The following is a 14,733-nucleotide window of genomic DNA, read 5'->3' on the forward strand; positions in this document are numbered from 1 at the left end:
ATCTTGGTCCATCCGTGGCTTACACGGTTGTCATGACACGGCCCGATCACCGGCTCAAAGACGAACCCGGCTGGGTCTACCGTCTCGCGGCTGACGGGACGTTGACGGTCACCACCCCGACCGGGCACGGCTATGACAGCACGCCGCCGCCGCTCCACGAGCCGCGCACGCAACGCCCGCCGGCCGACGAACCGCCGCCATTTTGAGTCCTGTCGCCGGGGAGTGGCGACGGCTTATGCCGGGTTGGTGGTAGTCGCCGCGCCGATCGGGCATGGGTGCGGCAGCAGACGGGCGCCGCTTCGCGAGTCGTGCACGCAAAGTGCGCTGGGGAACCGTCGCTGTTCTAGACCCGTCGCCGGGAAGTGGCGACAGCTCATGCCGGGATGGTGCTGGTCGCCGCGCAGACCGGCATAGGTACGGCAGCACACCATCACCGCTCCACGAGCCGCGCACACAAAGCCCGCTGGCGAACCGCCACCGTTTTGAGTTCTGTTACCGGGAAACGGCAACGCCTCAAGCCAAGCTTGGGCGGCTGGAGAGGTGGCGAGCTTCCGACCTGCGATACCAGGACGAAGATCTATCGCCGAAAAACGGCGACAGCCACGTCACCGCGGTCTCGCCCCCACTCACCAACACGCTGCCGCGAAACCACCGACCCCGCCGCCACCAAACCGTGGGGGCGAATCCCGCAGGATCCGCCCCACCCCGACGAGCCCGCCCCTCAGCCCAAGAGCCGGTCGCGACTCAGGAGCGCGCGTCCTCCTTCACCATGTCCGCGCACTTCTCACCGATCGCCATCGTCGTGATGCACGGATTCACCGCGACCAAGAACGGCATCGCCGAACCGTCGGCGACCCGCAGCCCCTCGACACCGCGCACCCGCAGCCGGGCGTCCAGTACGGCCGACGGGTCGTCGTCACCGCCCATTTTCGCGGTGCAGGAAGGGTGATAGACGGTGTTGTGCGTCTTGCGCAGGTAGTCGGCGATCTCGTCGTCGGTCTTGACGTCCTTGCCCGGCGCCAGTTCCGTTCCGGCCCACTCGTCGAGTGCGGGCTGTTCGGCGATCTTGCGCGCCAGTTTGATGCCGTAGGTCATCACGCGCATGTCGTGCTCGTCGGTGAAGTACCGCGGGTCCACCTTCGGCTTGTCCCGGTAGTCGCGGCTGCGAAGCCGCACGGTGCCGGTCGAGCGGGACCGGGTGACGTTCGGCGTCAGGCAGAAGCCGTTCTCCGTGGTGGGATAGCCCTGCCGGAGCGTGTTCATGTCGAACGGCACGGAGCCGTAGTGGAACATCAGGTCCGGCCGGTCGAGGCCGTCCTCCGTGGTGGTGAAGATGCCGATTTCCCACCATTGCGTGGATTCGGTGGTCATCGGTTGCAGTGCGTCCCACTGGATGACGCCCTCGGGGTGATCCTGCAGGTTCTCGCCGACGCCGGGGGAGTCGACCAAGACTTCCACACCGACTTCGCGCAGGTGCGAAGCAGGGCCGATTCCCGACAGCATCAGGAGTTTCGGGGTGTCGATCGCGCCGGAAGACAGGATGACCTCGCGTCGCGCGCGCACAGGAACACCGTGGATCAGGTCGTCGGCGAGGTATTCGGCTCCGGTGCAGCGTTTGCCGTCGAACAGCAGCCGCCGGACCCGGGCGCCGGTGATGATCTCCAGGTTCGGCCGCTTACCGATGATCGGGTGCAGGTAGGACACCGAGGCCGACGACCGCGTGCCGTCCTCTCGCGCGTTGATCTGGAACCAGTTCGCACCGTGCGTCACGGTCTTGCCGGAGTTGAATTCCACCCTGGGGATCCCGGCCTGCTCACACGCCTGGAGCAGCGCGACACCGGTCGGATCGTGCGGCGGCACCGAGCGGATGGTCACCGGACCCGAGCGGCCGTGGTGATCACCGGGACCGTCGTTGGTCTCAAGACGCGCGTACAGCGGGAAAATGTCCTTCGCGGACCAGCCTGGCAGGCCGAGTGACGACCATTCGTCGAGATCTTCCGCCGGTGCCCAGAACGCGATGCACGAGTTGTGCGACGAGCAGCCGCCGAGCACTCGCGCGCGGGCGTGGCGCAGGAAGGAGTTGCCGGACTCCTGCGGCTCGACCAGGTAGTCCCAGTCGTAACCCGATTCCAGCAGGGCCATCCATTTCGTCAGCTCCAGCACCGCCGGGTCGTCCACATCGGACGGTCCGGCTTCGAGCAGCGCCACGGTGACGTCGGGATCCTCCGAGAGTCTCGCCGCGACCACCGAACCCGCCGTCCCGCCGCCGACGACGATGTAGTCGAACTCTCCGGTCACTGTGCTGCCTCCTCGGGATGCGCCGCCGCGGCGTGATCGGCGAGGACGCCGCTCTTGTGCCGCAGAACGAACCAGTAGTACGCGAAACCGACGACCGCCACCGCGCCGACGAACAGCACTGCCCCCCATTCGAGGTACCAGTGATACGGCTCGGTCGCGTTGTAGACCTCGCGTCGCGGCCACGCCAGGTTCACCACGATCGCGCCGCCCCACAGCACGCCGAGGAGGTTGACCGGCAGGCCCAGTTTGCCGAGGGAGAAGTACCTGGTCCCTTCCGTCTTCGGCGGCGGCCACTGCCCGCGGAGCCGCTTGACCAGCATCGGGACGGTGACCAGCAGGTACGCCAGGTAGATCATGATGATGCCGATGCTGGTGATCACCGTGAAGATCTGCGGCTGGCCGACGTTGACCACCAGGATCAGCACCGCGATGACGCCGGAGACGATCGCGGGGACCACGGGGGTCTTGGTCTTCGGCGACACCCTCGCCAGATGCTTCCCGGCGGGCAGGTTGTTGTCGCGGCCCATCGCGAACATCATCCGGATCGACGCCGACTGCACGGCCAGGTTGCACACCGTGATGGCGATGACGACCGCGAGCAGGAAGATCGTGCCGATCGTGCTGCCGAGGACGTCGAGCACGATGAACTGCAGGCCGCCCGTCGCGATCTGGGGGTTGTTGATGTCGGCGACGGCCATCAGCGCGAGAAGCAGGATCAGCCCGCCGATGACGAACGACGCGATCAGCGCGCGCAAGATCGCTTTGGGCGCGTTCTTGCGCGGGTCGTGGGACTCTTCGCCGAGCGAGCTGGCGGTGTCGAAGCCGTACATGACGTACGTCGACGCGAGCGAGGCGACCAGGAACGCGCCGAAGTAGCCCCACGGCTGATCGGCGCCGGTGTTGTTGGTCTGCATGACGACCTCCGGGCCCCGCGTGATGTTCACCGCGAGCGCGATGATCAGCAGGACCGCCGCGATCAGTTCGATGAACACCCCGGCGCTGTTGATCCGCGCCATCAGTTTGACGCCCCAGGCGTTCACCAGCGTGGTGAACAGGATCAGGACGGTGCCGAGGATGACCGCGTTCACCGCGCTGTCGCCGGAGAACGAGAAGAACGACGAGATCTGCGGGAGGGTGATCTGGTAGGCCAGCGCGACCGCGGCGATGCTGACGATCGAGGCGGTCAGCATCATCCAGCCTGCCAGCCAGGCCACGTGCGGGCTGCCGAGCCGTTTCGACCAGTTGTAGATCGACCCGGCGACGGGGTAGTGCGCGGCCAGTTCGGCGAACGACAACGCCACCATCAGCTGGCCGACGAACACCATCGGCCACGACCACCAGTAGGCGGGCCCGCCGAAGCTGAAGCCGAAGTAGAACAGCTGGAAGGTGCCGGTCAGGATCGAGATGTAGCTGATCCCGGCGGCGAAGGTGTGGAAATTGCCGAGCGTTCTTTCCAGTTCCTGTTTGTAGCCGAAACCGGCAAGTCCGTCATCGGAAGGAGCACTCATCGGCACTTTCCCCTCTTCAGTGGGACGCGGGCTCCCCGGAGAACCAGCGCTGTGGGGCGGGCCGGAGGTTCTGGTAGATGTGCTTCGCCTCCGTGTACTCGGCCAAGCCCGTCGGGCCCAGTTCGCGCCCGAAGCCGGATTGCTTGTAGCCGCCCCATTCCGCCTGCGGCAGGTACGGGTGGAAGTCGTTGATCCAGATCGTGCCGTGCCGCAGCCGGTTCGCGACCCGCTGCGCACGCGAGGCATCCGAGGTGAACACAGCGCCCGCGAGCCCGTAATGCGTGTCGTTGGCGATGCGGACGGCGTCGTCCTCGTCGGTGAAGGTCTCGACGGTGAGCACCGGGCCGAACGATTCGTCGACGACGGCGCTGCTGCCCTGCTTCACGTTGTCGAGGATGGTCGGCAGGTAGTAGTGACCCTTCGCCAGCTCGCGATCGTCGGGGCGTTTGCCGCCGGTGCGCAGGACGGCGCCCTCTTCCAGCGCGGCCGCGACGTAGCGCTCGATCTTTTCCAAATGGGCGGCCGAGATCAGCGGACCGGTTTCAGCCTTCGGGTCGAAAGGTCCACCCAGTCGGATCAGTTCGGCGCGGCGGACGAGTTCGCCGACGAACTCGTCGTGCCACTCCTCCTGGACGATCAGCCGCGCCCCGGCGGAGCAGACCTGTCCGGAGTGCAGGAACACCGCGGTCAGCGCGTAGTCGACGGCGGTGTCGAAGTCCGAGTCGGCGAAGACCACGTTAGGGTTCTTCCCGCCCAGTTCCAGCGCGACCTTCTTGACGGTGGCGGCGGCGGACGCGGCGATGATCTTGCCGGTCGCGAGGCCGCCGGTGAACGACACCAGGTCGACGTCCGGATGCTCCGACAACGGCGCCCCTGCCTGCGCGCCGGCGCCGAGCACCAGGTTCGCGACGCCGGCCGGGAGCCCGGCCTCGGTCAGCAGCTTCATCAGCATGATCGAGGTGTGCGGCGTCAGCTCGCTGGGCTTGAGGACGAACGTGTTGCCCGCCGCGAGCGCGGGGGCGACCTTCCAGATGGTCTGCAGGAGCGGGTAGTTCCATGGCGTGATCAGCCCGCAAACGCCGACCGGCTCGTGCACGATCCGGCTGAACGCGTCCGGGTTGCCGGTGTCGACCACGCGGCCTGCGTCGTTGGCGGCGAGTTTGCCGAAGTAGCGCAGGCAGGCGGCGATGTCCGCCATGTCGTATTCGCTCTCCACCAGCCGTTTGCCGGTGTCGAGCGACTCGGCGCGCGCGAAGGCCGCGACGTCGCGGTCGAGCAGGTCAGCGGCCTTCAACAGCAGGTCCCCGCGTTCCGGGGCCGGAGTGTGCGGCCAGGGACCGGTGTCGAACGCCTTCCGGGCGGCGGCGATGGCCGCTTCGGTGTCCTCGCGGGTGCCCTCGGCGACCTCCGCGACCAGTGATCCGTCCGCCGGGCAGCGGATTTCCCTGCGACCGCGGCCGACCGCGTCGACCCACTCGCCACCGATGAAAAAATCCGCCATCAAGCCACTCCAACCGGGCTTCTTCTCAACCGTCGAGGAGCGATTATGTCGGCCACTTGACGTAGCCGCTACTTGGCGAAAGAGACCATGTTCACACCTCTGGGTGCCGAGTGGTGATTTTCTGACATGTGACCCGTGACGCGGCGGGCGGAAGGTTCTCAGGCGGCCTCCGTAGACTGGCCGGAACGGCGGAAAAGGAATCAGGCGAGGTGGAAGAGTGACGTTGCTCGAGTCCGTGCACGGACCGGCCGACTTGAAGCGGATGGACGCCGAACAGCTCGGGGAGCTGGCCGCGGAGATCCGCGACTTCCTCGTCGAGAAGGTGCGGCTCGCCGGTGGTCACCTCGGCCCGAACCTGGGGGTGGTCGAGCTGACGATGGCGCTGCACCGGGTCTTCGACTCGCCGCGCGACGCCATCGTGTGGGACGTCGGCCACCAGGCGTACGTGCACAAGATCGTCACCGGCCGTCATGACGGCTTCGGCAAGCTGCGCCAGCTCGGCGGCCTCACCGGCTACCCGGCGCGCGGCGAGAGCGAACACGACCTCGTCGAGAACAGCCACGCGTCGACCGCGTTGTCCTATGTGGACGGTCTGGCGAAGGCGTTCGAGCTCGGTGGCGGCGGCAGGCACGCGATCGCCGTCGTCGGCGACGGCGCGCTGACCGGCGGTATGTGCTGGGAAGCGCTCAACAACATCGCCGCGAATCCGCGCCGCCCGGTCGTCATCGTCATCAACGACAACGGTCGCTCGTACTCGCCGACCATCGGCGGCGTCGCGGACCACCTGGCGTCGCTGCGGCTGAAGCCGGGCTACGAACGCGTTCTGGACCGCGGCAAGGAACTGCTGCGGCACACCCCCGTCGTCGGCAAGCCGATCTACGCGGCACTGCACGCGGCGAAGGCGGGGCTCAAGGACGCGCTGAGCCCGCAGATGATGTTCTCCGACCTCGGCCTGAAGTACCTCGGCCCGGTCGACGGCCACGACATCGCGGCGCTGGAGAAGGCGTTCCAGAGCGCCCGTGACTTCGGCGGCGCGGTCATCGTGCACGTGGTGACCGAAAAGGGCCACGGCTACGAGCCCGCGGTGACCAACCAGGCCGACCAGATGCACCAGACCGACCCGATCGACCCGGAAACCGGCCTGCCGCCGGTCAAGGGGCCGAGCTGGACCGGTGTCTTCGCCGACGAACTGGTCAAGATCGGTGCCGACCGCGAGGACGTCGTCGCGATCACCGCGGCCATGCTGCGCTCGACCGGGCTGCACAAGTTCGCCGAGGCGTACCCGGACCGCTGGTACGACGTCGGCATCGCCGAGCAGCACGCGGTGACCTCGGCCGCCGGTCTCGCGATGGGCGGCAAGCACCCCGTCGTCGCCGTCTATTCGACCTTCCTGAACCGGGCCTTCGACCAGGTCCTGATGGACATCGCGCTGCACCGCCAGCCGGTGACGCTGGTGCTGGACCGCGCCGGGATCACCGGGCCGGACGGGCCGAGTCACCACGGCATGTGGGACCTCTCGCTGCTGGGCATGGTGCCGGGCATGCGCGTCGCCGCGCCGCGGGACGCCGGCACGCTGCGCGAGGAGCTGCGTGAGGCCATCGCCGTCGAGGACAGGCCGACGGCGCTGCGGTTCTCCAAGGGCGGCGTGATCGACTCCGTGCCCGCCGTCGAACGCGTCGGCACGGTGGACGTGCTGCGCAAGCCGTCCGGCGACGCCGACGTGCTGCTCGTCGCGGTGGGCGCGTTCGCGATGCTCGGGCTCGCCGCCGCGGACCGGCTGGCCGACCAGGGCATAGGTGTGACCGTGGTGGACCCGCGCTGGGTCGTCCCGGCGCCCGCGGAACTCGTGGCGCTGGCCGAGCAGCACAAGCTCGTCGTGACCGTCGAAGACAGCGGCCGTCACGGCGGTTTCGGTTCCGCGCTGTCCGCGCTGTTCCGCGACGCCGAATGCGACGTGCCGCTGCGCGATCTCGCCGTGCCGCAGGTGTTCCACGAGCACGGCTCGCGCGAGGAGGTGCTGGCCCGCGTCGGGCTCACCGCGCAGGACGTCGCGCGGCGGGTCACCGAGTGGTCGGCCAAGCTGGCCAGCCGGACTCCGGCACCGGAGGACACGCACCGCTGAGAAGCGCTCCGGCGGTCGTGAGTGGCGATTCGGGTCAGAGCGAACCCTCTCTTAGGTACCTACTCGTCACCTGCGGTTCTGCTCGCGTGAAGTACATGATGGCCCCCTTCCTTGCGCTAGGCNNGCCCCACACCAGTGGGTGACCCAATACAGTCCCTCAAAGAGTCCTTCACGGTCAGGCGGCTACCGGGCTCACCCGCCGTAGGTACCTGAAACAGCCTTGGCTAGAACCCGAATCGCTACTCACGACCGGTGGGCCCTAGACGGCGACGGCCGGTTCCGTGACGGGCTCCGCGTACGAATAGACCTCTCGCGGCTCAGGGAAGAGCTTGACGAGCAAGGGATACGCGATCGCCGCCGTGCACAGCGTCACCACCATGCTGACGTCGACACCGCCCGCGATGTCCTTGAACGGCCCGGCGATCATCGGGGTGTTGGCGGTCAGCAGGCCCAGCGTCGTCGCCGGGATCCACGCGGCCATCGCCCGCCAGTTCACGCCGCGGGTGAACCAGTAGCGCCCGCCCTTGCGGCCCTGGTTGAACACCTGGAGGTCGTCCGGGTCGTAGAACCCGCGCCGCAGCACGAAGCCGATCATCATGATCACCATCCACGGCGAGGTGCACAGCACGATCAGCGTGGCGAAGGCGTTGATGCTGGAGACCATGTCCAGCACGAAATTGCCGACGAAGATGAACACGACGCTGAGCGAGCCGATCAGCAGTGTCGCCTGCACTCGGCTCAGCTTCACGAAGATAGAACTGAAGTCCAGCCCGGTCCCGTAGAGCGACGTCGTGCCGGTGGACAACCCGCCGATCAGCGCGACCACGATCAGCGGGATCGCGTACCAGAGCGGAGAGATCGCGGTCAGGCCGGTGATGTAGTCGGCCGGATCCGCGACCAGCGTGGCGGTGGCGATGCCGAACCCGAACGGCAGCAACGTCGCCACCTGTGCCAGGAACGGCGCGGCCAGCAGGGAACGGCGGCTGTGGCGCGCGGGGATGTAGCGCGTCCAGTCACCGAGGAAGGCGCCGAACGAGATCGGGTTCGCCATCGTGGTGAGGGCGGCCAGAATCCAGGTCGGCCAGAAGTCCCCGAGGGCGTAGACGCCGGTGCCGGCGAACCCTGGGTCGAAGGTGCCGCCGTAGGCCACGATTCCGAGCAGCATGATCGCCGTGCCCAGCACCACGGCGACCCGGTTCACCAGCAGCATGAACCGGTAGCCGTAGATGCACACCACCAGCGTCGCGATCGCGATGACGCCGTACGCGACGCCGCGGAGCACCTCGCCGCCGTCGAAGCCGAAAAGCCGTTGTGCCGCACCGGCGACGGCGTCACCGCTGACCCAGACCGAGATGGCGAAGAACGTGATCGCCGTCAGCAGGGAAAGGAAGGAACCGACACAACGGCCGACGACGCCGAAATGCGCGCCGGAGGAAACCGCGTTGTTGGTCCGGGTGAGCGGGCCGAACAACGACATCGGCGAGAGCACCAGCGCGCCGACGACCACCCCCGCGACGGTGGCAGCCACCGCCGCCCGGAAGCTCAGCCCGAACGCGATCGGGAGCGTCCCGAGGATGATGGTGGCGAAGGTGTTCGCGCCGCCGAACGCCATCCGGAACAGGTCGCGAGGCCGCGACGTCTGCTCCTCCGGCGGGATCGGTGCGATTCCGTGCTGCTCGACTTCGGTGATCTTCTCACCCATGGGGACCTCCAAATACGCGTTTCGTCCTCTAAGTGCGTTAGTTCGTGGTGCCAACTACCGCGTTCAGAGGACGAAACGCGGTCAGGCGAAGCGGGTCATGACGTGCTTCACGCGGGTGTACTCGGCGAAGGAGTAGGACGAGAGGTCCTTCCCGTGGCCTGAGTGCCCGAAGCCGCCGTGGGGCATTTCGGCGACCAGCGGCCCGTGGGTGTTGACCCAGACGCAGCCGAAGTCGAGTTCACCCGAGACGCGGGTCGCGCGTGCCAGGTCGTTGGTCCAGATCGACGACGCCAGCCCGTACGGGACGCCGTTGGCCAGGCGCACCGCCTCGTCCTCGTCCACAAAGGACTGGACGGTGATCACCGGGCCGAAGATCTCCTCCTGCACGATCTCGTCGTCCTGTTTCAGACCCGAGATCACGGTGGGGGAGAAGAAGAAACCGCGGTCACCGGCGGGCGTGCCGCCGGTCTCCACGCGAGCATGGGACGGCAGCCGCTCGACGAGTCCCCGCACCCGGCCGAACTGGGCTTCGCTGTTGAGCGGGCCGAAGTCCCGGCCGGGTGCCTGCGCGGCGGCGGCCTTGGTCAGTTCCGCGACGAACTCGTCGTGGATCGCCGCGTCCACCAGCACCCGGCTGCCCGCGGTGCAGTCCTGCCCGGCGTTGTAGAACGCCGCGCCGACGATGCCTTCCGCCGTCTCGGCGAGGTTCACGTCGCCGAAGACCAGCAGCGGCGCGTTGCCGCCGAGCTCCAGGTGCGTGCGCTTGAGGTCGGCCGCCGCGACGGTGGCGACGTCGATGCCGGCGCGGGTCGATCCGGTGATCGACACCAGCTCGGTGATCGGGTGCTTCACCAGCGCGCGGCCGGTGTCGCGGTCGCCGCACAGCACGTTGAAGGCGCCCTGCGGCAGGAACTCCGCCGCGACCTTCGCCAGCAGAACGGCCGTCGACGGTGTGGTCTCGGCGGGCTTCAGCACGACGGTGTTCCCGGCGGCCAGTGCCGGGGCGATCTTCCAAACGCCCATCATCAGCGGGTAGTTCCACGGCGCGATCTGCGCGCAGACGCCGACCGGCTCCCGGCGGATCGCCGAGGAGTGCCCCGGCAGATACTCCCCGGACGCGGTGCCTTCGAGCTGCCGGGCCGCGCCCGCGAAGAACCGCAAAGCGCTGACACACTCCGGGATCTCCTCGTCCAGCACGACGGCCCGGATCTTGCCGGTCTCCCGGATTTCGAGGTCGGCGAACTCCTCCGCGCGGGCCTCCACGGCGTCGGCGATCTTCAGCAGCGCCAGTTGCCGCTGGGCGGGCGTGCTCTTGCGCCACGCTTCGAACGCGCGGTCCGCGGCCGCCAGCGCGGCGTCCACATCGGACTGCTCGGACAGCACGCTGGTGCCGAAGACCTCGCCGGTCGCGGGGTTCACCAGGTCGAGCGTCCGCGTGCCCGCCGCCGGTACCTCGGTGCCGTCGACGAAGTTCAGGACCTGAGTCATTTCTTCTCCAGGTGGGTCGGCTCGAACATCTTCAGCAAAGCGGGGAGGACGACCAGCGACGGGCCGGGCTTGCCCAGTTCGGCGGCCAGGTCCTCGCCGATGGTGTCCAAAGAGGACACGGTGGCGGAGACGCCGAAAGACCGCGCCAGCGCGGCGAAATCGGGTCGCGCCAGTTCGGTGGCGGTGGACTGCCCGAAGGCGCCGGTCAGGTATTCACGCAGGATGCCGTAACCGCCGTCGTCGACGACGAGCCACGTGACGTCGAGTCCGTGCTGGACCGCGGTGGCGAGTTCGGCGATGCCGTACATCGCGCCGCCGTCACCGGAGACCGCCAGCACCGGGCCGCCGGTCGCGGCCGCGCCGCCGAGCGCCCCGGGCAGGCCGTACCCGAGCCCGCCCGCGCCCTGCGCGGTGTGGATCGGCGCGCCATCGGGATTCCACGCGGACCAGGCCCAGTAGGCCGCGATCGTCATGTCCCAGAACGTCTGCGTGCCTTCGGGCACCGCCGCGCGGATGTCGTCGATCAGCTTGCGTTCGACAGCGAGGGGCTGGGCGTCGAGGCGTTCGCGCACCTTGGCCAGCAGACCCGCCACCGCGGCTTCGGCGGCACCGTCTGCCTGACGGAACGGCACCTGCTCGAGAAGTCCTTGCAGGACAAGGCGGACGTCGGCGTGGATACCCAGCGCCGGGTAGTTCGACTCCAGCTTCCCGAGATCGGCTTCGACCTGGATCATCCGGCCGCGCGGGGCGAACTCGCGGTAGTTGCTGGACAGCTCGCCCAGCCCGGAACCCAGGACGAGCAGCACATCCGCGTCCGCGAGAAATTCGGTGCTGTGCCGGTCTTCGAGCCAGGATCGCCCGGAGAGTTCATGATCCCAGCCGAAAACACCCTTGCCGCCGAACGTCGACAGCACCGGAGCGCGCAGCGCCTCGGCGAGGGCCTGCAACTCGGCGTGGGCACCCGAGCGCAGCGCGCCGCCGCCGGCCAGGATCACCGGATTCCTCGCCGCGCCCAGGAGATCCGCGGCCTCGGTGAGCAGTTCCGGCACTGGCGTGAGCGGAGCGGGCTGTGCGGTCACCGACGTGATCCGGGGCAGCTCCGTCGGTGCCAGCAGGATGTCCTGCGGGATCTCGACCCACACCGGGCCGTACGGCGCTGTCGACGCCGACTCCCAGGCCTCGCGCAGCGCCGTCGGGATCTGACTGACGGTCCGCACCACGTGCACCGACTTGACGACGTCACGGAAGCTGGCCTGCTGATCGCGCAGTTCGTGCAGATAGCCGTGCCGTCCGCCGCCGAGCCCGGCGACCGGGATCTGGCTGGAGATCCCGAGCACCGGCACGGACGCCGCCCGGGATTCCTGCAGCGAAGCCAAAGTCAACAGCGCGCCGGGTCCGGTCGACACGATCATCGGGGTCACCGGGACCGGGCCGTCGGGGTCGGCCGCCAGCCGGGCGCGGGCGTGCCCGTCGGCCGCGAACGCCAGGTTGTTCTCCACCCGCGAGCTGATCACCCGCAGGTCGTCGGTGCGCCGCAGCGCCTCGAACAGACCCAGTGCGTGCTGGCCCGGCAGGCCGAAAACGGTGTCCGCACCGAGCGCGCGAAGGGTTTCGACGACGACGTCGCCGCCTATCCGTTGTGTCATGCGCTCTTCCCGAGGCTGAGCAGGCTCACCAGGTCGTAGGCGACGTGGGAGGCCGCGATGGCGGTGATCTCGGCGTGATCGTAAGCCGGGGCCAGTTCCACCACATCCGCTCCGATGAGGTTGCAGTCCCGCAGTCCCCGCAGGATCTCCAGCAGTTCACGGCTGGTCATGCCACCCGCCTCGGGGGTGCCGGTGCCCGGCGCGTGCGAGGGGTCGAGGACGTCGATGTCGACGGAGATGTAGAGCGGACGGCCGCCGATGCGCTGGCGCAGCGCGTCGACGGTCTCGGCCACCCCGCGGCGCATGACGTCGCCGGAGGTGACGATGCCGAAGCCGAGGCGGCGGTCCTCTTCCAGATCCCGCTTGCCGTACAGCGGGCCGCGCGTGCCGACGTGGGACAGCGCTTCGGTGTCGAGGATCCCTTCCTCGGACGCCCGCCGGAACGGGGTGCCGTGGGTGTAGGGCTCGCCGAAGTAGGTGTCCCAGGTGTCGAGGTGCGCGTCGAAGTGCAGCAGCGCCACCGGCCCGTGCTTCTTCGCCGCCGCGCGCAGCAGCGGCAACGCGATCGTGTGGTCGCCACCGACGGTCACCAAGCGCGTCCCGTTCGCGGTCAGCGCCTCGGCCTCGTCCTGCAGGGTTTCGATCGCTTCACCGATGTTGAAGGGGTTGAGCGCGATGTCACCGGCGTCCACCACCTGGGTCTCGGCGAACGGGGAGACGTCGAGTTCCGGGTGGTACGGGCGAAGGAGCCTGCTGGCCTCACGGAGCGCGGCGGGGCCGAACCGCGCGCCGGGGCGGTAGGACACCCCGGCGTCGAACGGCACCCCGACGACGGCGACGTCGGCACGCTCGACCTGATCGAGCCGCGGCAGCCTCGCGAAGGTCGCGAAACCGGCGAACCGGGGCACCTTGGACGAGTCGACGGGTCCGATCGGGCTCTGCTCAGGCACGGTGTCTCCTTCTGGGGGTGTGAGGGTTTCAGGACTTCGAAGCGGCGAGTTCCGCCTCTTCTTCTTGGGCGACCGCGCTGCCGTTCAGGCGGCGGGTCCACACGGTGAGGATCTCCTCGGAGGTGCGCGGGGTCAGGAAGCTGACCACCAGGTAGACCGCGAGGCTGGAACCGAGCCCCCAATAGATCGGGCTGTTCGCCTCGACGCCGTCGACGAACATGAACGCGATGACCACGACCGTGCCGACGACCATCGACGCGAGCGCGCCCTGCCGGGTGCCGCGTTTCCAGGCCAGTCCGCCGATGATCGCGACCAGCAGGCCGCCGACGAGGATGTCGTAGGCGATGGTCAGCGCGTTGACGACGTCGTCGACGACCATGGCGATACCGATCGCGACGATGCCGAGGATCAGGGTGGTGACCCGGTTCCTGCCGACCTCGGAGGCGGCTTTTTTGAGCCCCAGCTTGGAAAGCAGGTCCGAGGTGCTGACCGTGGAGCAGGCGATGAGCGCGCCGCTCGCGGTCGACATCATCGCCGACAGCGCGGCCGCGAGCACCAGACCGCGGATCCCGGCGGGCAGTTGCCGCTCGACGATGGTGGCGAACGCGTCCTGCGCGCTGGCGAGATTCGGGTACAGCGTCTTGGCCGCGGTGCCGATCAGCGCGCCGGCGAGGCCGTAGACCAGGCAGTAGACACCGGAGATGACGCCGCCGCCGGTGGCGATCCCCGGGGTGCGCGCGGTGAACACGCGCTGCCAGATGTCCTGGCCGATCAGCAGGCCGAAGCTGTAGATGAGGAAGTAGGTGAAGATCGTGTCGCCGCCGATGGCGGTGAGCTCGAAGTAGCTCTCGTCCAGCCGCGCGGCCATGCCGTCGAAGCCGCCCGCCGAAGCGATCGAGACCGGTAGGAGGATCAGCAGGATGCCGATGGTCTTGATGACGAACTGGACGATGTCGGTCAGCGTGATCGACCACATGCCGCCGAGCACCGAGTAAAGCACCACGATCGAGCCGCCGATGGCGATGCCCGCCCAGCTCGGGACGTCGAAGAGGACCTTGAAGATGGTGGCGAACGCCAGTGTCGAGGTGACGGTCAGCATCAGCGTGTACGCCCACATGACGACACCGGAGATGGCGCTGGTGGAACCGCCGTAGCGCAGGTCGAGCATCTCGCCGACGGTGTAGACGCGCAGCTTCACCAGCCGCCGCGCGAACAGCGTGTGCAGGACCAGGATGCCGACGCCGATCGCGATCACGAGCCAGGCGCCGGAGATACCGTAGGTGTAGCCGAGTTTCACGCCGCCGACCGTGGAAGCGCCGCCGAGGACGACCGCGGACATCGTGCCCGAGTACATGAACCAGCCGAGGCGGCGGCCCGCGACCAGGTAGTCGGATTTGGTCTTGGCCAGGCGCAGACCGAACCAGCCGACCCCGATCATGCCCGCTATGTAGAGCCCGATCACCGCGTAGTCACCGGCCACGGTGTCCTCCTTGCCTTGGGCCTGTTCGCTTCGTTCGG

The 14,733-nt window shown here is 68.4% G+C and carries 9 protein-coding genes and 1 pseudogene; 2 read left to right on the forward strand and 8 right to left on the reverse strand.

The annotated features are described in order from the left end of the window. Positions 1-206, forward strand: a pseudogene (locus AVL48_RS38730) (HNH endonuclease); the annotation flags it as partial. A gap of 538 nt (positions 207-744) precedes the next feature. Here the strand turns inward: AVL48_RS38730 and AVL48_RS30955 are convergent. Genes AVL48_RS30955 through AVL48_RS30965 form a run of 3 tightly spaced genes read right to left on the reverse strand, consistent with a single transcriptional unit; the run spans position 745 to position 5,307 of the window. Further along, positions 745-2,298, reverse strand: a complete 1,554-nt coding sequence (locus tag AVL48_RS30955) for a GMC family oxidoreductase (protein ID WP_063054163.1) — start codon at positions 2,296-2,298, stop codon at positions 745-747. After that, a complete protein-coding gene (locus tag AVL48_RS30960; protein ID WP_063054164.1) occupies positions 2,295-3,806 on the reverse strand; it encodes an APC family permease in 1,512 nt (503 codons plus the stop codon). The genes AVL48_RS30955 and AVL48_RS30960 overlap by 4 nt, the downstream gene beginning before the upstream one ends. A gap of 16 nt (positions 3,807-3,822) precedes the next feature. Then, positions 3,823-5,307: an aldehyde dehydrogenase family protein gene (locus AVL48_RS30965; RefSeq protein WP_063054165.1), complete on the reverse strand. Its 1,485-nt coding sequence runs from the start codon at positions 5,305-5,307 to the stop codon at positions 3,823-3,825. 217 nt (positions 5,308-5,524) lie between these two features. On the opposite strand from AVL48_RS30965, the gene dxs reads away from it, so the two are divergent. Continuing rightward, a complete protein-coding gene (gene dxs, locus AVL48_RS30970) occupies positions 5,525-7,429 on the forward strand; it encodes a 1-deoxy-D-xylulose-5-phosphate synthase (protein ID WP_061988690.1) in 1,905 nt (634 codons plus the stop codon). Positions 7,430-7,688: 259 nt separating this feature from the next. On the opposite strand, the gene AVL48_RS30975 is transcribed toward dxs, so the two are convergent. From AVL48_RS30975 to AVL48_RS30995, 5 genes are all read right to left on the reverse strand, one after another. Further along, the gene (locus tag AVL48_RS30975; RefSeq protein WP_061988692.1) at positions 7,689-9,131 is read right to left on the reverse strand and encodes a purine-cytosine permease family protein; all 1,443 of its coding nucleotides are present in this window, start codon (positions 9,129-9,131) and stop codon (positions 7,689-7,691) included. Between the two features lie 81 nt (positions 9,132-9,212). Then, entirely contained in the window at positions 9,213-10,619 is a 1,407-nt protein-coding gene (locus AVL48_RS30980; RefSeq protein WP_061988694.1) for an aminobutyraldehyde dehydrogenase, read from the reverse strand. Further along, on the reverse strand, positions 10,616-12,265 hold the full coding sequence (locus AVL48_RS30985) for a thiamine pyrophosphate-binding protein (RefSeq protein ID WP_061988696.1): 1,650 nt from the start codon (positions 12,263-12,265) through the stop codon (positions 10,616-10,618). Before AVL48_RS30985 ends, AVL48_RS30980 begins: the two co-directional genes overlap by 4 nt. Next, positions 12,262-13,215 carry an agmatinase gene (speB, locus tag AVL48_RS30990; protein ID WP_061988698.1) on the reverse strand — a complete coding sequence of 318 codons (954 nt, stop codon included), beginning with the start codon at positions 13,213-13,215 and terminating at the stop codon, positions 12,262-12,264. The genes AVL48_RS30985 and speB overlap by 4 nt, the downstream gene beginning before the upstream one ends. A gap of 28 nt (positions 13,216-13,243) precedes the next feature. Continuing rightward, positions 13,244-14,695, reverse strand: coding sequence for a sodium:solute symporter family protein (locus AVL48_RS30995; protein WP_061988700.1), 1,452 nt, complete (start codon positions 14,693-14,695; stop codon positions 13,244-13,246). Positions 14,696-14,733 lie beyond the last annotated feature (38 nt).

It is taken from the genome of Amycolatopsis regifaucium (genome assembly GCF_001613935.1).
In the GTDB taxonomy this organism is placed as follows: domain Bacteria; phylum Actinomycetota; class Actinomycetes; order Mycobacteriales; family Pseudonocardiaceae; genus Amycolatopsis; species Amycolatopsis regifaucium.